Source organism: Solwaraspora sp. WMMA2080, assembly GCF_027497395.1.
Lineage (GTDB): Bacteria > Actinomycetota > Actinomycetes > Mycobacteriales > Micromonosporaceae > Micromonospora_E.
In genome coordinates this window covers 5,085,888-5,105,956 of the sequence record NZ_CP114910.1, presented here as the reverse complement: position 1 = coordinate 5,105,956, position 20,069 = coordinate 5,085,888, and the positions used below count along the sequence as shown (strand labels likewise).

At 69.4% G+C, this 20,069-nt stretch carries 17 protein-coding genes and 4 tRNA genes; 1 reads left to right on the top strand and 20 read right to left on the bottom strand.

Annotated features, from left to right (window positions below; all coding sequences use genetic code 11):
• Window positions 1-74 precede the first annotated feature (74 nt).
• The 16 genes from O7543_RS23290 to O7543_RS23215 all read right to left on the bottom strand — a co-directional run bounded on the left by O7543_RS23290 (window position 75) and on the right by O7543_RS23215 (window position 13,732).
• Complete coding sequence (locus O7543_RS23290; RefSeq protein WP_278173667.1) at window positions 75-3,506, bottom strand: DNA-directed RNA polymerase subunit beta; 3,432 nt, start codon at window positions 3,504-3,506, stop codon at window positions 75-77.
• 571 nt (window positions 3,507-4,077) lie between these two features.
• Window positions 4,078-4,464 (bottom strand): 50S ribosomal protein L7/L12, encoded by a 387-nt coding sequence (gene rplL, locus O7543_RS23285; RefSeq protein WP_123606157.1) that lies wholly within the window; start codon window positions 4,462-4,464, stop codon window positions 4,078-4,080.
• Between the two features lie 46 nt (window positions 4,465-4,510).
• Complete coding sequence (gene rplJ / locus O7543_RS23280; RefSeq protein ID WP_281551898.1) at window positions 4,511-5,053, bottom strand: 50S ribosomal protein L10; 543 nt, start codon at window positions 5,051-5,053, stop codon at window positions 4,511-4,513.
• A 334-nt stretch (window positions 5,054-5,387) separates the two neighbouring features.
• On the bottom strand, window positions 5,388-6,104 hold the full coding sequence (gene rplA / locus O7543_RS23275; protein WP_281567246.1) for a 50S ribosomal protein L1: 717 nt from the start codon (window positions 6,102-6,104) through the stop codon (window positions 5,388-5,390).
• Window positions 6,105-6,196: 92 nt separating this feature from the next.
• Entirely contained in the window at window positions 6,197-6,628 is a 432-nt protein-coding gene (gene rplK, locus O7543_RS23270; RefSeq protein ID WP_281551900.1) for a 50S ribosomal protein L11, read from the bottom strand.
• A 238-nt stretch (window positions 6,629-6,866) separates the two neighbouring features.
• Window positions 6,867-7,688, bottom strand: coding sequence for a transcription termination/antitermination protein NusG (gene nusG, locus O7543_RS23265; protein WP_281567245.1), 822 nt, complete (start codon window positions 7,686-7,688; stop codon window positions 6,867-6,869).
• Between the two features lie 23 nt (window positions 7,689-7,711).
• Entirely contained in the window at window positions 7,712-8,101 is a 390-nt protein-coding gene (gene secE, locus O7543_RS23260) for a preprotein translocase subunit SecE (RefSeq protein ID WP_281551902.1), read from the bottom strand.
• Between the two features lie 134 nt (window positions 8,102-8,235).
• Window positions 8,236-8,308: transfer RNA gene (locus O7543_RS23255), tRNA-Trp, on the bottom strand.
• A gap of 156 nt (window positions 8,309-8,464) precedes the next feature.
• Window positions 8,465-8,857: a MaoC/PaaZ C-terminal domain-containing protein gene (locus O7543_RS23250; protein ID WP_281551903.1), complete on the bottom strand. Its 393-nt coding sequence runs from the start codon at window positions 8,855-8,857 to the stop codon at window positions 8,465-8,467.
• 1 nt (window position 8,858) lies between these two features.
• A complete protein-coding gene (locus O7543_RS23245; protein ID WP_281551904.1) occupies window positions 8,859-9,308 on the bottom strand; it encodes a MaoC family dehydratase N-terminal domain-containing protein in 450 nt (149 codons plus the stop codon).
• Window positions 9,309-9,371: 63 nt separating this feature from the next.
• Complete coding sequence (gene rpmG, locus O7543_RS23240; protein ID WP_046567246.1) at window positions 9,372-9,539, bottom strand: 50S ribosomal protein L33; 168 nt, start codon at window positions 9,537-9,539, stop codon at window positions 9,372-9,374.
• 134 nt (window positions 9,540-9,673) lie between these two features.
• Window positions 9,674-9,746: transfer RNA gene (locus O7543_RS23235), tRNA-Met, on the bottom strand.
• Window positions 9,747-9,771: 25 nt separating this feature from the next.
• Window positions 9,772-9,844 (bottom strand) — tRNA-Thr (locus O7543_RS23230).
• Window positions 9,845-9,961: 117 nt separating this feature from the next.
• Window positions 9,962-12,487 carry a bifunctional diguanylate cyclase/phosphodiesterase gene (locus O7543_RS23225; RefSeq protein ID WP_281551905.1) on the bottom strand — a complete coding sequence of 842 codons (2,526 nt, stop codon included), beginning with the start codon at window positions 12,485-12,487 and terminating at the stop codon, window positions 9,962-9,964.
• Window positions 12,488-12,515: 28 nt separating this feature from the next.
• Complete coding sequence (locus O7543_RS23220; RefSeq protein ID WP_281551906.1) at window positions 12,516-12,731, bottom strand: hypothetical protein; 216 nt, start codon at window positions 12,729-12,731, stop codon at window positions 12,516-12,518.
• 917 nt (window positions 12,732-13,648) lie between these two features.
• Window positions 13,649-13,732 (bottom strand) — tRNA-Tyr (locus O7543_RS23215).
• A 165-nt stretch (window positions 13,733-13,897) separates the two neighbouring features.
• Here O7543_RS23215 and O7543_RS23210 point away from each other — a divergent pair.
• The gene (locus tag O7543_RS23210) at window positions 13,898-14,392 is read left to right on the top strand and encodes a YajQ family cyclic di-GMP-binding protein (RefSeq protein ID WP_281551907.1); all 495 of its coding nucleotides are present in this window, start codon (window positions 13,898-13,900) and stop codon (window positions 14,390-14,392) included.
• Window positions 14,393-14,398: 6 nt separating this feature from the next.
• Here O7543_RS23210 and O7543_RS23205 read toward each other — a convergent pair whose 3' ends face one another.
• The 4 genes from O7543_RS23205 to O7543_RS23190 all read right to left on the bottom strand — a co-directional run bounded on the left by O7543_RS23205 (window position 14,399) and on the right by O7543_RS23190 (window position 20,066).
• On the bottom strand, window positions 14,399-15,673 hold the full coding sequence (locus O7543_RS23205) for an MFS transporter (RefSeq protein WP_281551908.1): 1,275 nt from the start codon (window positions 15,671-15,673) through the stop codon (window positions 14,399-14,401).
• 171 nt (window positions 15,674-15,844) lie between these two features.
• The gene (gene htpX, locus O7543_RS23200) at window positions 15,845-16,732 is read right to left on the bottom strand and encodes a zinc metalloprotease HtpX (RefSeq protein WP_281555730.1); all 888 of its coding nucleotides are present in this window, start codon (window positions 16,730-16,732) and stop codon (window positions 15,845-15,847) included.
• Between the two features lie 143 nt (window positions 16,733-16,875).
• On the bottom strand, window positions 16,876-18,486 hold the full coding sequence (locus O7543_RS23195) for a proton-conducting transporter membrane subunit (protein WP_281567244.1): 1,611 nt from the start codon (window positions 18,484-18,486) through the stop codon (window positions 16,876-16,878).
• A complete protein-coding gene (locus tag O7543_RS23190) occupies window positions 18,483-20,066 on the bottom strand; it encodes an NADH-quinone oxidoreductase subunit M (RefSeq protein WP_281567506.1) in 1,584 nt (527 codons plus the stop codon). Before O7543_RS23190 ends, O7543_RS23195 begins: the two co-directional genes overlap by 4 nt.
• Window positions 20,067-20,069 lie beyond the last annotated feature (3 nt).

The window sequence follows — 20,069 nt, the reverse complement described above, 5'->3', positions numbered from 1 at the left end:
CTATGTCGTCGTCGCTACTGCTGGTTCACGGGGCCCCGGTCGGCGGCCCTGGGGTCAGGGCCGCCGACCGCGCCTCACACTTCCTCGACCGAGCTCGGCTCCCGCCGGGACAGGTCGATACCGAGTTCCTCCGCGGCCCGGAACACCTCGTCGTCGGTCTCGCGCATCTCCAGGGCCACGCCGTCGCTGGACAGCACCTCGACGTTGAGGCACAGCGACTGCAGCTCCTTGAGCAGCACCTTGAACGACTCCGGGATGCCCGGCTCGGGGATGTTCTCGCCCTTGACGATCGCCTCGTAGACCTTGACCCGGCCCAGGACGTCGTCCGACTTGATGGTGAGCAGCTCCTGCAGGGCGTAGGCGGCGCCGTAGGCCTGCATCGCCCAGCACTCCATCTCACCGAAGCGCTGGCCGCCGAACTGCGCCTTACCGCCGAGCGGCTGCTGGGTGATCATGGAGTACGGGCCGGTCGACCGCGCGTGGATCTTGTCGTCCACCAGGTGGTTGAGCTTGAGGATGTAGATGTAGCCGACCGCGATCGCGTCCGGCAACGGCTCACCGGAGCGCCCGTCGAACAGCTGGGCCTTGCCCGAGCTGCCGATCAGCTGCACGCCGTCCCGGTTGGGCAGGGTGCTGCCCAGTAGGCCGGTGATCTCCTCCTCGCGGACACCGTCGAAGACCGGGGTCGCGACGTTGGTGTCCGGCTCGGCGTCGTCCGAGCCGATGGCACGCAGCGCGGCCTTCCACTCGGCGTCGTCGCCCTCGACCTTCCACCCGGTCTTGGCCACCCACCCGAGGTGGGTCTCCAGGATCTGGCCGATGTTCATCCGGCCCGGCACACCGAGCGGGTTGAGCACGATGTCGACCGGGGTGCCGTCGGAGAGGAACGGCATGTCCTCGACCGGCAGGATCTTGGAGATGACGCCCTTGTTGCCGTGCCGGCCGGCGAGCTTGTCACCGTCCTGGATCTTCCGCTTCTGCGCGACGTAGACCCGGACCAGCTCGTTGACGCCGGGCGGCAACTCGTCGCCGTCGTCGCGGGAGAAGGTCCGTACGCCGATCACCGTGCCGGTCTCGCCGTGCGGCACCTTCAGCGAGGTGTCCCGGACCTCCCGGGCCTTCTCGCCGAAGATCGCCCGCAGCAGCCGCTCCTCCGGGGTCAGCTCGGTCTCACCCTTCGGGGTGACCTTACCGACCAGGATGTCACCGGGAACCACCTCGGCGCCGATCCGGATGATGCCGCGCTCGTCGAGGTCGGCGAGCATCTCCTCGCTGACGTTCGGGATGTCGCGGGTGATCTCCTCCGGGCCGAGCTTGGTGTCCCGGGCGTCGACCTCGTGCTCCTCGATGTGGATCGAGGTGAGCACGTCCTGCTGCACCAGCCGCTGGGACAGGATGATGGCGTCCTCGTAGTTGTAACCCTCCCACGGCATGAACGCCACGAGCAGGTTGCGGCCGAGGGCCATCTCGCCGTCGTCGGTGCACGGGCCGTCCGCGATGACCTGGCCGGCCTCGACCCGGTCGCCCTCGAAGACGGTCGGCTTCTGGTTGACGCAGGAGCCGGCGTTGGAGCGACGGAACTTGTGCAGCAGGTACGTCCGACGGTGGCCGTCGTCCTGGTGCACGGTGACGTAGTCGGCGCACAGGTCCTCGACCACGCCGCCGGACTCGGCGATCACCACGTCGCCGGCGTCGACCGCAGCACGGTACTCCATGCCGGTGCCGACCAGCGGGGACTCCGCCTTGACCAGCGGCACCGCCTGGCGCTGCATGTTGGCGCCCATCAGCGCCCGGTTGGCGTCGTCGTGCTCCAGGAACGGAATCATCGCGGTGGCGACGGAGACCATCTGCCGCGGTGAGACGTCCATGTAGTCGACGGCGGCCGGCGGGACGAAGTCGACCTCACCGCCCTTGCGTCGGACCAGGACCCGGTCCTCGGCGAAGGTGCCGTCGGCCATCAGCGGCGCGTTGGCCTGCGCCTTGACGAACCGGTCCTCCTCGTCCGCGGTCAGGTAGTCGATCTGGTCGGTGACCCGGCCGTCGATGACCTTGCGGTACGGGGTCTCGATGAAGCCGAACGGGTTGACCCGCCCGAAGGTGGACAACGCCCCGATCAGACCGATGTTCGGGCCTTCCGGGGTCTCGATCGGGCACATCCGGCCGTAGTGCGACGGGTGCACGTCACGGACCTCGAAGCCGGCCCGCTCCCGGGACAGACCACCCGGGCCGAGCGCGCTGAGCCGCCGGCGGTGGGTCAACCCGGCCAGCGGGTTGGTCTGGTCCATGAACTGGGACAGCTGAGAGGTGCCGAAGAACTCCTTGATCGCCGCCACCACCGGGCGGATGTTGATCAGGGTCTGCGGCGTGATGGCCTCGACATCCTGCGTGGTCATCCGCTCACGGACGACCCGCTCCATCCGGGACAGGCCGACCCGTACCTGGTTCTGGATCAGCTCGCCGACGGTACGCAGCCGCCGGTTGCCGAAGTGGTCGATGTCGTCGGCTTCGTAGCCCTCCTCACCGGCGTGCAGCCGGCAGAGGTACTCGACGGTGGCGACGATGTCGTCCTCGGTGAGCGTCCCGGAGTTGATCGGGACGTCGAGGTTGAGCTTCTTGTTGAACTTGTACCGGCCGACCTTGGCGACGTCGTACCGCTTGGGGTTGAAGAACAGGTTGTCGAGCAGCGTCTGCGCGTTCTCGCGGGTCGGCGGCTCACCGGGACGGAGCTTGCGGTAGATGTCGAGCAGCGCCTCGTCCACCCCGGCGATGTGGTCCTTCTCCAGGGTGGTCATCATCAGCTCGGACCAGCCGAACCGCTCCCGGATTCGGTCGGCGGACCAACCGATGGCCTTGAGCAGGACGGTGACGGCCTGACGCCGCTTACGGTCGATGCGGACACCGACGGTGTCGCGCTTGTCGATGTCGAACTCCAGCCAGGCACCCCGGCTAGGGATCACCTTGACGCTGGACAGGTCGCGGTCGGAGGTCTTGTCCGGCTGCTTGTCGAAGTACACGCCCGGGGACCGGACGAGCTGGCTGACCACCACGCGCTCGGTGCCGTTGATGATGAAGGTGCCCTTGGGCGTCATCATCGGGAAGTCACCCATGAACACCGTCTGGCTCTTGATCTCGCCGGTGGTGTTGTTGGTGAATTCCGCAGTGACGAAGAGCGGCGCGCAGTAGGTCAGGTCCTTCTCCTTGCACTCCTCGATCGAGGCCTTGACCTCGTCGAAGCGCGGGCTGGAGAAGGAGAGCGACATGGTGCCGGAAAAGTCCTCAATGGGACTGATCTCGTCGAGGATCTCCGCGAGGCCGGATCGTGCGTGCGGGTCGTCAGCCGACCGGCCCTGCCAAGCCTCGTTGCCCACCAGCCAGTCGAACGACTCGGTCTGGATGGAGAGAAGGTTGGGGACCTCGAGGTGTTCGGTGATCCGGCCGAATGAGATTCGGCGAGGAGCGAAAGCGCTCGACGTACGACTGGTCTTCGCAGGGCGGGAAGCTGCCAAGATGCGTCCTTCCGAGGACCGGTGCTGCAGACGGCTGTTTCGCGCGCACTCCAAAGAACCTCGGTCAAAATATCCAGGATCGGACATTCCGGGCGCGAGGCAAGTCGGAAGGCAGCGCAAACTAGCAGTGTAGCCGAGCGGCTAACCGCTGTCCAGCCCGACGCCGAAGGACGTCGCGGAGCTGGTCGGGGCGACCGGGACCGGTGCCTCCGTACCGCTCGGAACGCGGCGTTCCCACGGAGCCTGGTGGGGGCTGGCGAACACCGGGACCCTGACCGGTCTCCCGATCCGGCGACCCGCTGCTGGTGCCATTACCCAGCTTTGGCCGTCGCAAGCCCATGAAACAGCTTGCTGTAGTCAGCGTGCCTGCCGGTCCGTGCCGCGTCAAGGCCTGTCGTACGGGGAGATCGCCCACTACGTCAGCCGGTTGCCGGCCGACCGGGCAGCCCGTCGACCCGGCCAAGGGCGAAATGCCCTGATCATCGGGCAGTCGCACCGGGTGTGCGAACGGAAACGGGCGGCAACCCCCGTGGGGGATCGCCGCCCGCAACCAACCTCGGTGTGGGTCAGGTCACTTGAGGGTGACCTTGGCGCCCTCCGCCTCCAGCTTGGCCTTGGCCTTGTCGGCGGTCTCCTTGTTGGCCTTCTCCAGGACCGCCTTCGGCGCGGCCTCGACCAGGTCCTTGGCCTCCTTGAGGCCGAGGCCGGTCAGCTCCCGGACCACCTTGATGACCTGAATCTTCTTGCCACCGTCCGCGTCGAGGATGACGTCGAACTCGTCCTTCTCCGGCTCGGCCTCGGCCGGTGCGGCGGCCGGGCCACCAGCGGCCGCGACGGCCACCGGCGCGGCGGCGGTCACGTCGAAGGTCTCCTCGAACTGCTTCACGAACTCCGAGAGCTCGATCAGCGTCATCTCCTTGAACGCGTCGAGCAGCTCGTCGGTGCTGAGCTTCGCCATGGTCGGCTTCCTTTCGAATTGAGTACGTTGACGGGGCGCTGGCGGGTCAGGCCTGCGTACCCTCGGATTCGCGCTTGTCCTGCAGCGCTGCCGCCAGGCGGGCGGTCTTCGACAGCGGGGCCTGCAGCACGGCCGCGGCCTTGCTCAGGTTCGCCTTCATGCCACCGGCCAGCTTGGCCAGCAGCACCTCGCGGGACTCGAGGTCGGCCAACTTGTTGACCTCGGTCGCGGTGATCGCGCGCCCCTCGAAGACCCCGCCCTTGATGACCAGCATCGGGTTGGCCTTGGCGAAGTCGCGCAGGCCCTTCGCGGCCTCGACCACGTCGCCGGAGACGAAGGTGAGCGCGGTAGGACCGGTGAACAGCGCGTCGAGTCCGTCGATACCCGCGTCCGACGCGGCCCGCTTGGCCAGGGTGTTCTTCGCCACCGAGTAGGTCGCGCTCTGCCCCAGCGAACGGCGCAGCTGGGTCAGCTGGGCGACGGTGAGACCCCGGTACTCGGTGAGCACCGTGGCACCCGATTCACGGAACCGTTCGGTCAGGTCGGCGACCGCAGTCGCCTTGTCGGCACGAACCGGCTTGTCCGCCATGTCCCTCCTCTCTGGTGCTCCAGGCTGGCGGTCGGCCGGCGGATGGCCGGCCGGCCGGGAAGATCCCGCGCCCACGAAAAACGCCCCGGGCGCAGGGCGCACGGGGCGAGACAGCCGTCAGCCGACGGCGATGACTCATCGTCCGTTCCGCCCCTGCGCGGGCCGCCCGTGAAAACGGGACCTTCAACCGTGCCGAGGCACGGTGACCAGCGGTCTTTGGGTGTGGATAGGGCAAGCGTACGGCACCACAGCGGCAGGCACCAAATTCGCCCGGCACGGCGGTGGGGGCGGGGTCCGCCGGACCCCGCCCCCACCGTCAGTCGATCTGGACCGCTCAGCCTTCGCTGGTCGCCTCGTGCAGGTCCTTGACCACGTTCGGGTCCACCGGTACGCCCGGCCCCATGGTGGTGGTCAGCACGACCTTCCTGAGGTACTTGCCCTTGGCCGCGGACGGCTTGGCCCGCAGCACCTCGTCGAGTACGGCCGCGTAGTTGTCGATCAGCTGGGCCTCGCCGAACGAGGCCTTCCCGATGATCAGGTGCAGGTTGGAGTGCTTGTCCACCCGGAAGGCGATCTTGCCGCCCTTGATGTCCGAGACGGCCTTGGTCACGTCCATGGTGACCGTACCGGTCTTCGGGTTCGGCATCAGGCCGCGCGGGCCCAGGATCCGCGCGATCCGGCCGATCTTCGCCATCTGGTCCGGGGTGGCGATCGCCGCGTCGAAGTCCAGCCAGCCGCCCTGAATCCGGGCAACCAGCTCATCGGTGCCGACCTCGTCCGCGCCGGCGGAGACGGCCTCCTCCGCCTTCGCCCCAGCGGCGAAGACGATCACTCGGGCCGTCTTGCCCGTACCGTGCGGCAGGTTGACCGTGCCGCGGACCATCTGGTCCGCCTTGCGCGGGTCGATGCCGAGGCGCATCGCGACCTCGACCGTGGCGTCGAACTTCGACGAGCTCGTCTCCTTGGCCAACTTCACCGCCTCGGCCGGGGCGTACAGCTTCGTCCGGTCGATCTGCTCGGTGGCCTTGCGGTAGTTCTTGCTGCGCTGCATTGTCTCTGGCTCCTGTGGTCACTGGCGGGCGACGCCGTGCGCGCGCCCTCCCACGTCGGTCGGCTCCGACCCGCAGTCGCGGGTCGGGACGGTCACTCCTTGACGGTGATGCCCATCGACCGGGCGGTCCCGGTGATGATCTTCTCCGCCTGCTCGATGCTGTTCGCGTTGAGGTCGGCCATCTTCTTCTCGGCGATCTCCCGCAGCTGGGCGGTGGTCACCTGGCCGACCTTGGTGGTGTGCGGCACACCCGAGCCCTTCTGGATCCCGGCGGCCTTGAGCAGCAGCCGGGCAGCGGGCGGGGTCTTCAGCACGAAGGTGAAGGACCGGTCCTCGTACACGCTGATCTCAGCGGGCACGATGTCGCCCCGCTGGGATTCGGTCTGCGCGTTGTACGTCTTGCAGAACTCCATGATGTTCACGCCGTGCTGACCCAGCGCCGGACCGACCGGCGGTGCCGGGGTGGCCTGACCCGCCGGCAACTGCAGCGTGAACGTCTTGACGAGCTTCTTCTTCGGAGGCATGTCACTTCCTGGGGCTTGATCTGGTGTTCCGCACCGGATCTGCGGGACGTCACCGGCGACTGGCCGTCGTCCGGCACGGGCTGGCGAGCCCTCGACACGCGCGCACGGTCAGGCGCGGCCCAGGGCCGACGTTCTAGGTTAGCGCAGCTGACGGCGGCAGCCCAGCTGGGGTTGCCGCCGTCGGTGTGCCGCAGGGGTTACGCAGGCGCGGAGAACCGCAGGCCCGGCTGTGCCGGAGTCAGATCTTGGCGACCTGGTTGAAGTTCAGCTCCACCGGGGTCTCCCGGCCGAAGATCGACACCAGCACCTTCAGCTTCTGCTGGTCGGCGTTGATCTCGCTGATCGTGGCCGGCAACGAGGCGAACGCGCCGTCGGTAACGGTGACCGAGTCGCCGACCTCGAAGTCCAGCACCTTGACCTCGGGCTTGGCCTTCTTGGGCTCGGCCGTCACCGCCGGGACGAGCCACTTGAGCACCTCGTTGAGCGACAACGGCGCCGGCCGGTCGGCCCGGTCGGTCGCCCCGACGAAGCCGGTGACGCCCGGGGTGTTACGCACGCAGGAGTACGACTCCGGGGTGAGGTCCATCCGGACCAGGATGTAGCCGGGGAAGACCTTGTTCTGCACCTGGAGCCGCTTGCCGTTCTTGACCTCGACCTCCTCCCGGGTCGGCACCTCGACCTGGAAGATGTACTCCTCCATGTCGAGGCTGGTGATCCGGGTCTCGAGGTTGGTCTTGACCTTGTTCTCGTAGCCGGCGTACGAGTGCACCACGTACCAGTCACCTGGCGCGTAGCGCAGCTTCTGCCGCAGCTCGGCGACCGGGTCGAACTCCTCGTCGTCGGCCACGGCGACGGGTTCGGCGACGTCGGCCGCAGAACTGTCCGGACTGTCCGGACTGTCTGGCCCGACGGCGGAGCCGTTGGCGTCGGCCGAGGGCTCGTCCGCCCCGGCAGCGGGGACCGGTGGTGCGCTGGCGGCCTCAACCGACTCATCAGCCGCCGCCGTGGCCACCGTCGACTGGTCGTCGGTGACGCTGGCGGTCTCGTCGTACTCAGGCACGCTTGCTCACTTCCGTCACAAAATCAGCTGGGGTTGCCGAATACCCACAGCACACCTTTGGCGAACACGAAGTCCAGCCCGGCCACGATGGTCAGCATGACCGCGATGAACACGACCACCACGGCGGTGTAGGTCAGCAACTCCTTACGAGTCGGCCAGATGACCTTACGCAGCTCGGCGACCACTTCGCGGACGAACCGGATGATCCGCCCGAAAAACCCCACCCCGGCCTCGGCCTTCGCCTTAGGTCGCCCCTCGGACGACTCCGCCTTGGCCCTGCTCCGGGTGGCCGTGCCACCCCGTGCCGCCGGCTCGTCGTCGTCGACCTCGTCCTCGACCGACGTCTCGTCGATCGACTCGTCCTCGGGGCGGTCGTCCGCGGCGTCATCGCCACGCCGGTTCCTCTCGGCCATCTCGCCCTCCGTCGCGGTGGTCGGGTCGCGCGCCAGGTCAGACGCGCTGCGTCGTGCACGTCGGCCATTCCCCTTGCGGGACGGCCGCCAACGGGGACGGCAGCCGACCCACCGGGTCGGTCAGGCCTTGGGCGCAGGGGTGACAGGACTTGAACCTGCAGCCTGCGGTTTTGGAGACCGCTGCTCTGCCAATTGAGCTACACCCCTGTGCGGGTCGGCAACCCCACCCAACCCCGCGGGGCGCACGGCCACGCAGGACTGAACAGGGGTCACAGGCCCCACGGCGGACCAGTGTACGGGTAGAGCCACCACTTTCCCAACCGGTACCGGCACCGCGCGTACCCGGGCCGGTACCACCGGCCGTCAGCGCGGGGTACGGACCAGTGCCCGGGCCTGGCTGAGCACCTTTTCGCCGGCGCAGACGGCCGTCACGTCGATGCGGGTCAACCCGTCCTCGGTGGTGCCCTTGACCACGCCGGTCACCTCGACCTCGGTGCCCTCGTCGTCGTCCGGCACCACCACCGGGCGGGTGAACCGGACCGAGTACTCGACCACCGCGTCCGCCGATCCGGCCCACTGCGTCACCGCGCGCCCGGCCAACGCCATGGTGAGCATGCCGTGGGCGATGACACCTGGCAGGCCGACCCCGGTGGCGAACCGGTCGCTCCAGTGGATGGGGTTGAAGTCGCCGGAGGCCCCGGCGTAGCGGACGAGGTCGGACCGGGTGACCCGGAACCGTTGCGGAGTCAGCTCCATCTCAGTCCTCCCCCCGGACGACCAGCTTCATCCAGACGGTGACCACCGGCTCACCGGTGGCCGCAGTGGCGATCTCGGTACGGACGGTCAGGAAGTCGTGTCCGCCACGGGACATGATCTCCTCGATGGTGTCGGTGCACACCAGTTCGTCGCCGGCGACCACTGGGCGGACGTACCGGAACCGCTGGTCGCCGTGCACCACCCGGCTGTAGTCGATCGCGAGATCGGGATCGGAGATCACCCGCTCGGACGAGGACATGGTGACCGCTACCGGGAAGGTCGGTGGCGCGACCACGTCCGGATAGCCCGCTTTGCGGGCGACGTCCGGATCGTGGTGAACGGCATCGCTGGCCCCGATGGCGACGGCGAACTCGCGGATCTTCTCCCGCCCCACCAGGTACGTACCGCCGGGCGGGTAACTGCGACCGACTAAGGACGGATCCATGGGCATGCGCAGCAACCTACCCGCTGGCCGGCACCCGGACGACGTGCGGGCCGCCCGGAACGGCGATGGTCAGCGGGTCTCGCGGTGCAGCGTGTGCTTGCCGTCCCGGGGGCAGAACTTCTTCAGCTCGATGCGGTCCGGGTCGTTACGGCGGTTCTTCCGCGTGATGTAGTTGCGCTCCTTGCACTCCACACACGCCAAAGTGATCTTTGGACGGACGTCGGTCGCCTTGGCCACGGCGGGGTGCCTTCCTCGCTATCGGAACAACTACAGCGTGCCAGCGTAGCCTGCGGCAGCGCGGACATGCAAAGCGGGCGCCTGCGGCGCCCACCCGTACTTCGTACCACCGGCCTCACCCGCGAAGCCGACCGTAGCGGTGGCCGGACTTGAACCGGCGACACAACGATTATGAGCCGTTTGCTCTACCACCTGAGCTACACCGCCGTGACGGGTCCAGTGGAACCCACTGAGCCCCCTTACGGAATCGAACCGTAGACCTTCTCCTTACCATGGAGACGCTCTGCCGACTGAGCTAAGGGGGCCGAACACCCACCCGCCTGGGCGGATGCGCACGGGTAAGAGTACACGGCCCCGCCCGCGAGGTGAAATCAGCTTGGCCCGTCTGCGCCGCCGCAGGTCAGGGCCCTTCCGGTCGGGGATCAGGGCACTGCCCGCAGCCGACGAACCTCGCTGGACTGCAGGCTCTCCGGGTCGGTTTGCGCCTCGTACCAGGCGGCCAGCCGCTCGTACGGCAACGGACGGCTGAACAGGAAGCCCTGCCCGACCTGGCAGCCGATGTCCTGCAGCAGTTCCAGGGTCAGTTCGCTCTCCACCCCTTCGGCCACCACGGTCAGGCCGAACTGCTGGGACAGCGTCACGACGGCGTTGACGATCGCCAGGTCCCCCGGATCGGTCGCCATCCCCTGCACGAACGACCGGTCGACCTTCACCTCGTGCACCGGCAGCCGGCGCAGGTGCGCCAGCGAGGTGTAGCCGGTGCCGAAGTCGTCGACGGACAGCCGTACCCCGAGGTCACGCAGCCGCCGTAGGGTCGGCATCGGCCGGTCCGTGCCGTCCAGCACACCGGCCTCGGCGATCTCCAGGGTGAGCAGCTCCGGAGCGACCTGCGCGTCATCCAGCAGGGTCCGGACCAGCTCGGGAAACTCCGGATCGGTCAGGGTACGGGCGGACAGGTTGACGGCCACCGGCAACGGCTGCTGACCGACGCTCCACTCCCGGCTGCGGCGCAGCCCTTCGCGCAGCACGAACTCGGTCAGCCGACCGAGCTGGCCGGTGTGTTCGGCGACCGCGACGAAGTCCTCCGGCGAGACCGAACCGTGCGTCGGATGCTCCCACCGGGTCAGGCACTCGACCCCGACCAGCCGGCGGCCGTGCAGCGTCACCTTCGGCTGGTAGTAGACCTCCAGCTGCATCTCATCGAGCGCGACCCGCAGGTCACCGGCGAGACCGAGCCGGCGTACCGAGCGGGACTCCAACGCCGGATTGAACAGCTGGACGCCGCCGGGCACCGACTTCGCCGCCGTCGCGGCCAGGTCCGCCCGCTGCAGCAGTGTCGCGGCGTCGCTGCCGTGGTCGGGGTGTACCGCGACACCGGCCACGGTGTCGACGTCCAGGGTCAACGCGCCGAAGACCATCTGGTCGCGAATCTGGTCACGGAGCTCGACCGCGAGCTGTACGGCGTACTCCGCAGCCTCCATCCGCAGGGTGACCACGAACTCGTCTCCGCCGCTGCGGCCGACCAGCGCGGCCGACGGGGCGCGGTCCCGCAGCCGCCGGGCGACCTCGGCCAGGACCTTGTCCCCGGCCGCGTGGCCGAGGGACTCGTTGACCTGTCGCAGCCCGGCGACGTCGAAGAGCAGAACCGCGACCACCTCACCCGGGGTCCGGATGGCCACCGACTCGTCGAGCGCTGCGGTCAGCCGGCGGCGGTTGGCCAGCCGGGTCAGGCCGTCGTGGGCCGCGTCGTAGCGCAGCCGGTCGACCAGGCGCGAGTTCTCCACGGCGACCGCGGCGTGCACGGCGATCGCCTCCAGCAGCCGTAGGTCACCCGGCCCGAAGTGGGAGATGTCCCCGAGCCGGCCGGACACCTCCAGGCAGCCGATCACCAGGGAACCGGCTCGTAGCGGCACTACGACGGCGTCCTTGGCACCCCACTTCCGAAGTGCGGTGTCGAACGGGCCGTCGCCGAACTTCGCGCCGACGGCCAGGGAACTTCCGGTCTCGAAGACGTGTTCACGGATCGATTCCGGGGCGCCGACCGTGTCTACCAGCCCCTGCCCGTCGGCGGTCGCGGACAGCAGCACCTCGGGATACCGCCCCTGTTTCGGCAGCCAGAGTGTCGCGTACTCGGACTGCAGCACCTCGCGGACCCGCTTGAGCAGTACGTCGACGATCGTCCCGTCGTGCGGCGTGTCGGCGATCGCCCGGGTCAACGCGTAGATCTCGGAGAGCGTGCGGTTCTGCCGCAGTGATTTCGCGTACGACCGGTAGGCCAGCACGAAGAAGGTGATCAGCGCGACCAACAGGATCAGCGCCCAGTCGCTCTGCGCCAGCAGGATCAGCACCACCAGACCGAAGGTGATGTTGATGGAGGCGACGACCAGGGCAGGGACCGTCGTGGTGGTGAGTTCCTTGGTGGACAACCGGCCCTGGGCAAGGGTGATCACCACGAGCACGGCGACCAGCGTGATGATCTGGCAGGCGATCATCGCCCCGACCAGCGTCAACCAGGTACGCGGCTCGGCGGCGTCGAGCACGTCGGCGTTGACGACGATCGCGGTGGCGATGGACGTGCTGGCGGCCACGTTCGCCACGTTGAACCACAACTTGACGGGCGGCTGCCGCCGGCTCAGATGACCGACCACGGCTGCCAGCACCCGACCGATGATCAGAGTAAGTGGCGGCAGGAAGAACAGACCGAGCAAAAACGGGATCTCGCCGATGTTCAGGGTAAACGACTGCCGGCGCACCTCGAACAGCAAGATTGCCGCGTGCGCGGCGAGGAACAGCCCGAAGAACAGCAGGCCCAGCGGCCAATCTCCGGTCGGATTGGGGTGGCTGATGGCCAAGGCCACAGAGATGAGTACGGCTATCAGAGCGAGTGGCCCGGTTACGAACCAGGCCCGCCTGGAAGAATGCCGTGAGATCGCCTGTGGCCTTGGCACTCGATCCCCTTGGTGTCGGCTGCGGCGATCAGGTCCAGCTGAAGTCGTAGAGCGAGACCTGCGAATCCACCATGGCGTCGAAGCCGTACTTGTCCACCGGGGAAACCACAGGCACCTCGTCACCGACCGTAACCCAGGCTTGGGCAGCCTGGGCGGCGGTCCCAGCGGTGAACGAGACAGCAATCCCGAGTGCGGCGACCGCGACGACCCTGCCGAGCCGGCGGCCCATCGTGTGTCCACGCATGTTACAGACTCCCGTCCAAGGAGGCGAATGAGTTACGCGAATGAGGGGCAGAGTCCTGATGGTGCCACACCGGACCGCACCAACGGTAGGTTGACGCGGCCGGCCTGCACCTTCGGCACCGCCCATCCTAGCCAATCGGACGAGGAGAACCTTAGCGGCGGCTTTGCCCTGCGGCTTTCGTCCCGCTGCTGCTCCGGCTGGTGATCCGGCTCGACGACAGCCGGTGGCGCCGCGAAGAGGATTGGCAGGCACGAACACTAGGCAAACCCCGCACTGAGCGAAGCTACTGGGCTAATATCATGACCGACATGCCGGATTTATTACGAATCAACGAAGGAAGTGATTTGTTGCTCTTTTATGCAACTAAAATTCGGGATAAGGGTCAACTAACCGAGTCATCAGCCGGCGACGGCCGTCGCCGGGTCTCGACGCTAAGCCCTGCCGACCACTCGATGGCACCCTTTTCGGTCACGGCTCGGTGTCGGCGGCTACTCGCCAGTTCGGAAAACGCAGCCCAAACGGTGTACTGCCACCGAGAACGCTACCCGGGGTGCGGGTCGACGACTCGCCGAACGCTCAATGGCCCGTTCACACACCGCGTGCCCACCAGCCGGCGGGCACGCGGGCCTGTCGTGCCCCCAGACCCGCTGGCAACGATGAGCGCCGACTAGTTGACGCAGCGTCACAGTCCCAGGGTCGGCTGCACCAGTCGAGCCTGATGCCACAGGTGCATCAGGATGCACCTGTGGCATCAGGTCCGCAGAAGCACCTTGGGTCCGCAGAGCACCTTGGGTCCGGAGCCTTGGTCCCGGAAACCGGGGACGGCTGGACCTGGCCGGACCGGGCGGGACGGCACGCCGGCCCGTACGACAACAGCCCTTGACCTGTTGGTGCAGGTCAAGGGCTGTTGGTGCGCCTGGTGGCGGGTAGAGGATTCGAACCTCTGTAGCTTTCGCGACGGATTTACAGTCCGCTCCCATTGGCCGCTCGGGCAACCCGCCAGGGCGTGCCACCTCGTCACGCGAGGCGACGCAGGAAAGGATAGCGGCATGACGGGGCTCTCCCGCAACCGGGTACCGTCAGCGGGAGTCAACTGTCCGGCAACGTCCGATACACCGTCCGAGACCCGCGCACCGTCCGAGACCCGCACTGGCAGGGAGCAGACCATGGCAGCCAACCCGTCGTTCGACATCGTGAGCAAGGTCGACCGGCAGGAGATCGACAACGCCCTCCGGCAGACCGAGAAGGAGCTGTCCACCCGCTTCGACTTCCGCGGCACCGGCGCCGAGATCGCCTGGTCCGGCGAGGAGGCCGTGACGTTGCAGGCGGAGACCGAGGAGCGGGTCAAGGCCAGCCTGGACGTGTTCAAGGAGAAGCTGGTCAAGCGGAACATCTCACTCAAGTCGCTGGACGCCGGTGACCCACGCTCGTCGGGCAAGACCTACAAGATCGACTGCAAGGTCATCCAGGGCATCGAGTCGGACAAGGCGAAGGCGATCAGCAAGAAGATCCGCGACGACGGACCCAAGGGTGTCCAGGCGCAGATCCAGGGCGACCAGCTGCGCGTCACCGCCAAGAAGAAGGACGACCTGCAGGCGGTCATCGCGCTGCTCAAGCAGGAGGACTTCGGCATCGCCCTGCAGTTCACCAACTACCGCTGACTCAGCTCAGGCCGGACCGCCGAGCAGGGCCCGGTCCAGGTCGACCGCCGCGCGGGCTTCGGCGCGGCTGATCGGACCGGCCGGCCAGCCGGCCAGCAGCGCAGCCAGGGCGAGCGCGGCGGCGGCGAACAGGAAGGCCGCCGCCGGGCCACCGGCGCGGTCCACGAGCACGCCGGCGACCGCGCCGCCGGCCGCGCTGGCACCGACCGCCATGGTGGTAACCCAGGTGTACGCCTCGTTCAGCATGCTGACCGGGGCGATCCGGCCGACCATGGTGTTCTCGACGGTCAGCGCCGGGGCGATCACGGCACCGCCGAGCGTCAGTGCCACGCCCAGGGCCAGCGGGTGCGGCATCACCGCGTACACGACGAAGCTGGCGGCGACCCCGGCGAGCAGCCAGGCGAACTGACGGGAGGCGTCCACCGCCGGTCGGCGGATACCGAAGTAGATCCCGCCGGTGGCGCTACCGACGGCCCAGACGGCCAGCAGTACGCCGGCGAGGCTGCCGCCGTCGTCGTTGGTGCCCAGGTAGTTGGAGGCGTACGCGGGCACCGCCACGCCGGCCGTACCGAAGCCGATGCCCAGACCGCCGACACAGGCCAGCAACGCCGGGAAGCCGGGCACCCGCAGCGGGCCGAGGCCCCGGGCGTGGCCTTCCCGTGAGTGGGGTCGCCAGCCACGCATCGCCCGGCCGAGCGCCACCATGGTGGTGCCAGCCAGGGTGAGTACGGCTGCGGCGACCAGTGCGGCTGCGGCGTCGGCGAGCACGATGAGCCCGGCGACGAGCAGCGGGCCGATCACGAACACCACCTCGAAGATGGTGGTCTCGGCGGCGAGCGCGGTGTTGCGCAGCGGGTAGCGGCCACTGGCCGGGCTGGTCAGGTTGTTCCAGGCGCCCCGGATCGCGGCGCTGAGCGGCGGATAGCTGGCACCGGCGAGGCCGGACACCAGGAACACGGCCAGGATCGAGCCGCCGCTGCGGGTCGCGAACAGCAGGGCGATCAGGGCGACCGGGTGGGCGACCCCGGTGACCAGCAGCACCGGGCTCGGGCCGAGCCGGTCGGCGATCCGCCCGGCGACCGGGCTGAGGGCCGCACCGGCGAGGGCGTAGACGCCGCCGGCGATCGCGGCGAGTGAGTACCGGCCGGTGGAGTCGCTGATCACCAGCAGCAGGGCGAGCGGGGTCATGCCGATGCTGAGCCGGCCGATGACGCCCGGGATCAGCAGGGTGGGTCCGCCGGGGATGCGCCAGACGGCGACGTATTTCCGCAATCCGGACACTGTTCCGTTCCCTTCACCGGCTGGTGGCACCGGCGGCCGACGTGCTGCGGACCGGCCGATGGGCCGGCGGCGGTAACGACCACTCGGCCTGCCGACCCTAACCCGCTGACGGCCCCGCACCCCACCGGATTCGGTCCGGTACGGGGTGCGAGGCCGCTCACACAGGCGGATTCACAACCGGCGCTGCACCGGGCCGCCGGCACCGGCGTACGCCAACTGCTCCAGCCGGGCCACCCGCTGCTCCATCGGCGGGTGGGTGGAGAACAGCGCGGCGAACCCGCCCTTGCGCAGCGGGTTGTCGATCATCAGGTGGGCCGAGCTGGCCAGCTGACCCTCGGCCGGCAGCGGCATGCGCTGCGTACCCATGTGGATCTTGCGGAGCGCGCTGGCCAGCGCGAGCGGGTCGCGGGTCAGTGCGGCGCCGGACGCGTCCGCCTGGTACTCGCGGTTACGGCTGATCGCCAGCTGGATGATCGACGCGGCCAGCGGCCCGAGGATCAGCATGGCGAGCAGCGCGGCCGGGTTGGCGCCCTCGTCGTCGTCCCCGCCGCCGAACGGCAGGAACCAGGCGAGGTGGGCCAGCATGGTGACGATGCCGGCGAGCGACGCCGCGACGCTGGAGATCAGGATGTCCCGGTTGTAGACGTGGGACAGTTCGTGCCCGATCACCCCGCGCAGCTCGCGGTAGTCGAGGATCTGCACGATCCCCTGGGTGACGCAGACCGCCGCGTTGGCCGGGTTACGCCCGGTCGCGAACGCGTTGGGCTGCATGGTCGGGCTGACGTAGAGCCGGGGCATCGGCTGCCCGGCCTCGGCGGCCAACTCCCGGACCATCTGATGCAGCGCCGGGAACTGCGCGTCGCTGACCGGCTGGGCCCGCATCGAGCGCAGCGCGATCTTGTCGGACCAGAAGTAGGTGCCGGCGTTCATCGCCAGCGAGACTCCTACGGCGATCATCAAGCCGCCGCTGCCGCCGAACCAGTAGCCAACGCCGAGGATCATGGCGGTGAGCAGGCCGAGCAGGGCTGCCGTCTTGAGACCGTTGTGGTGGCTGTGCACGTTCACTCCCTCTCCACCGGGTCATCTGGAGGACCCCACGGCAGGTGCAACGCCCACGTACCCACTGCGCATCCCGCAATAGCTGAGAGTTGGCTGTCAATCAAGACCTGGCGGGCATGTTTCACTCAGGCAGGAACTCGCACTCAGCCCGCAACGACGTCAAAGACCACCTGTGGTGCAAACCCGAGCAAAACCGCCAGAACGGTCGCGACGGCGAGCGTCGCCACCACTGGCCACGCCACCGCGCCACCAGGTGCCGGCACGCCACGACCCGAGGGCGGCGTCGGCTCCGGCACCCGGGCGTACAGCGTGGCACTGACCCGCAGGTAGTAGACCAGGCCGAGGACCGCGTTGGCCGCAACCACCAACGCCAGCCAGCCGGCCCCGCCGACCAGCAGCGACCGGACCACCGCCACCTTGGCGAACAACCCGGCCAGGCCCGGTGGCAGACCGGCCAGCCCGATCAACGCCAGCGTCAGCGCGGCACCGACCCACGGGCGGCGGCGGGCCGCGCCCGCATACGCGGCGATCCGACCGCCGTCGCCGGCCGCCGGTCGCAACGCCACCACCGCAGCGAAGGCGGCAAGCTCCAACAACACAAAGAAGACGGTGTACGCGAAGACCGCCGCGACGGCCACCGCCTGCTCCTCGGCGCCCCGCCCGGCCACCCCGGCGGCCGCCGCCAGCGGCACCAGGATGTAGCCGGCCTGCGCGATCGACGACCAGGCCAACAGCCGCACCATCCGCCGCTGCCGCAACGCGACCAGGTTGCCGACCGTCATGGTCGCCACCGCCAGCACCGCCAGCACCGGCCCGGACGCGGCCAACTGCGGGGTGAGCCCTTCGGTCACCACCGCGACGATCGCCACCACGCCGCCGAGCTTCGACGCGGTCGACAGGTACGCGGCGACCGGCAGCGGCGCACCGTCGTAGGTCTTCGGCGCCCAGGCGTGCAGCGGCACCGCCGCCACCTTGAACGCCAGGCCGGTCAGCAGCAGCACCACGCCGACCCGGGCCAGCCGGGCCTGCCCGTCGGCCGAGCCGCCGACGACCGTACCGGCCGGTTCGGCCAGGCCGCTGGCTCCGGCGAGCAGGTCGAGGTGCACCGCGCCGTACGCGGCGTACAGCAGCGCCACGCCGAGCAGCGCCACCGCCGTGGACACCACGCTGACCACGAAGAAGCTCACTGCCGACTCGGCCGAGGCGGCCCGCTGCCGGCGCAGCCCGACCAGGATGTACAGCGGTAGGGTGAGCGTCTCCACCGCCACGACCAGGGTGATCAGGTCCCCGGCGGCGCCGAGCACCACCCCGCCGGTCATCGAGCAGGCCAGCAGGAAGCAGTACTCGCCGGCCGGCACCGCACCGGAGTTCAGCAGCGGCGCGGACAGCGCGAGCACGCCGGCGGTGAGCGCCGCGAACAGCAGCGCGACCAGGGCGGCCCGGCTGTCGGCGACGTACGAGCAGGCCAGCCCACCGACGGCCAGTCCGCCGTCGGGCAGTCCGCCGTCGGGCAGCCCGCCCCCGGCGGGTACGCCGGACGGCGTACCGCAGAACGTGGCCCGCGCCGGATGCGCCAGCGCCACCAGCGCGGCGAGGCCGACCCCGGCGGCGCCGGCGACAGCGGCCGCCCCGGTGACCGCCCGCCGGCCGATGAACAGGTCGGCCAGCAGCACCGCGACCGCCGTCGCCGCCGCCAGGTACGCCGGCAGCAGCGCCAGGTGGTCGATCGTCTGTGCGGCGGTCCCGTCGGTCACCGGATCACCTCCAGCAGGATCGTGACCGGCGACTCGGCGACGCCGAGCACCAGCGCCGGCACCAGCCCGATGGCCAACGCCAGCAGCACCAGCGGCGCCCAGGCCAGCGCCTCGGGGCGGCTGATCGCGAAGACGGGTGTGTCCCGGACCGCCGGCCCGGCCGGGCCGTGGGTGACCCGGCGCAGCATCCGCAGCAGGTACGCGGCGGTCAGTGCCGCGCCGACCGCCGCCGCCACGGCCAGCGTCGTCCACAGCGGCCCGCCGCGCTGCCAGGCGGCGACGACGGCGAACGCCTCACCCCAGAAGCCGGCCAGGCCGGGCAGGCCGAGGGAGGCGATCGCCGCGTAGCCGAGCAGCCCGGACAGCGCCGGGGAGCGTTCCCGCAGCCCGCCGAGATCCGCCAGCTCGCCGGTGTGGTAGCGGTCCTTGACCGCGCCGGCGAGGAAGAACAGCAGGCCGGTGATGACGCCGTGGGCGACGTTGCCGATCAGCGCGGCCTGGATGCCGGTGGCGCTCAGCGTGGCGATGCCCAGCAGCACGAACCCCATGTGTCCGACACTGGAGTAGGCGATCAGCCGTTTCAGTTCGGTCTGCGCCAGGCACACCAGGGAGCCGACGATGATCGCGGCGACGGCGAGGGCGCCGAGCACCGGGGCGGCCCAGCGGGCTCCTTCGGGGGCGACGCCGACGGCGACCCGGATCAGCCCGTACGTGCCCATTTTGAGCAGCACCCCGGCGAGGATCACGCTGCCGACGGTGGGTGCCTGGCTGTGCGCGTCGGGCAGCCAGCTGTGCAGCGGCCACAGCGGTGCCTTGACCGCGAAGGCCAGCGCCAGCAGCGTGAACGCGAATAGCTGGGTGCCCCGGCCGAGTCCGTCGCCGCCGGTGAGCACGGTCAGGTCGGCGGTGCCGGCGGCGGTCGTCACGGTCACCACGCCGACCAGCAGCAGCACCGACCCGGCCAGGGTGTAGACGGCGAACCTGGTCGCCGCCCGCCGGTGCGCGCCATCGGCCCGGTCGCCGCCACCGGCGGTACGGTCGCTGCCGCCCCAGCCGGCGATGATCGCGTACATCGGCAGCAGCACGACCTCGAAGAAGACGAAGAACAGCACCAGGTCGAGAGCGAGGAAGGTGCCGACGATGCCGACCTCGACGACCAGCAGCAACGCGACCAACGCCCGCCCGTTGCGGCCGTGTGGGGCGCGCCAGACGGTGTACGCGCAGCACAGCAGGGTCAGTCCGGTGGTGAGCAGCACCAGCGGGTACGAGATGCCGTCGACACCGAGGTGCAACCGCAGGTCCAGGGCGGGCACCCAGGGCAGGTCGAGCTGATGCCAGGGCAGCACCCCGGGTGGGCCGTCCAGCGGTGGACCGTAGGCGAACCAGCCGGCCCCGGTCGGGTCGCGCAGCAACGGCAGGCTGACCAGGAAGGTCACCGCCGCGAAGACGGTGCCGGTGATCCGGCCGGCCCGGTCCCCGCCGACCGGCAGGGCGAGCAGCAGCGCGCCGAGCGCCGGCACGACCAGCACGGCCAGCAGGGCGAGCTGCCCGACGGTCCAGCCGTCGTCGGCGTACGTCATCAT

Excerpts from the sequence above, each read along its gene's own strand:
- rplL (WP_123606157.1), bottom strand. The coding sequence starts at position 4,464 with ATGGCGAAGCTCAGCACCGACGAGCTGCTCGACGCGTTCAAGGAGATG.
- rplJ (WP_281551898.1), bottom strand. The coding sequence starts at position 5,053 with ATGGCGGACAAGCCGGTTCGTGCCGACAAGGCGACTGCGGTCGCCGAC.
- rplA (WP_281567246.1), bottom strand. The coding sequence starts at position 6,104 with ATGCAGCGCAGCAAGAACTACCGCAAGGCCACCGAGCAGATCGACCGG.
- rplK (WP_281551900.1), bottom strand. The coding sequence starts at position 6,628 with ATGCCTCCGAAGAAGAAGCTCGTCAAGACGTTCACGCTGCAGTTGCCG.
- secE (WP_281551902.1), bottom strand. The coding sequence starts at position 8,101 with ATGGCCGAGAGGAACCGGCGTGGCGATGACGCCGCGGACGACCGCCCC.
- O7543_RS23250 (WP_281551903.1), bottom strand. The coding sequence starts at position 8,857 with ATGGAGCTGACTCCGCAACGGTTCCGGGTCACCCGGTCCGACCTCGTC.
- O7543_RS23245 (WP_281551904.1), bottom strand. The coding sequence starts at position 9,308 with ATGCCCATGGATCCGTCCTTAGTCGGTCGCAGTTACCCGCCCGGCGGT.
- O7543_RS23220 (WP_281551906.1), bottom strand. The coding sequence starts at position 12,731 with ATGCGTGGACACACGATGGGCCGCCGGCTCGGCAGGGTCGTCGCGGTC.
- O7543_RS23210 (WP_281551907.1), top strand. The coding sequence starts at position 13,898 with ATGGCAGCCAACCCGTCGTTCGACATCGTGAGCAAGGTCGACCGGCAG.
- O7543_RS23190 (WP_281567506.1), bottom strand. The coding sequence starts at position 20,066 with ATGACGTACGCCGACGACGGCTGGACCGTCGGGCAGCTCGCCCTGCTG.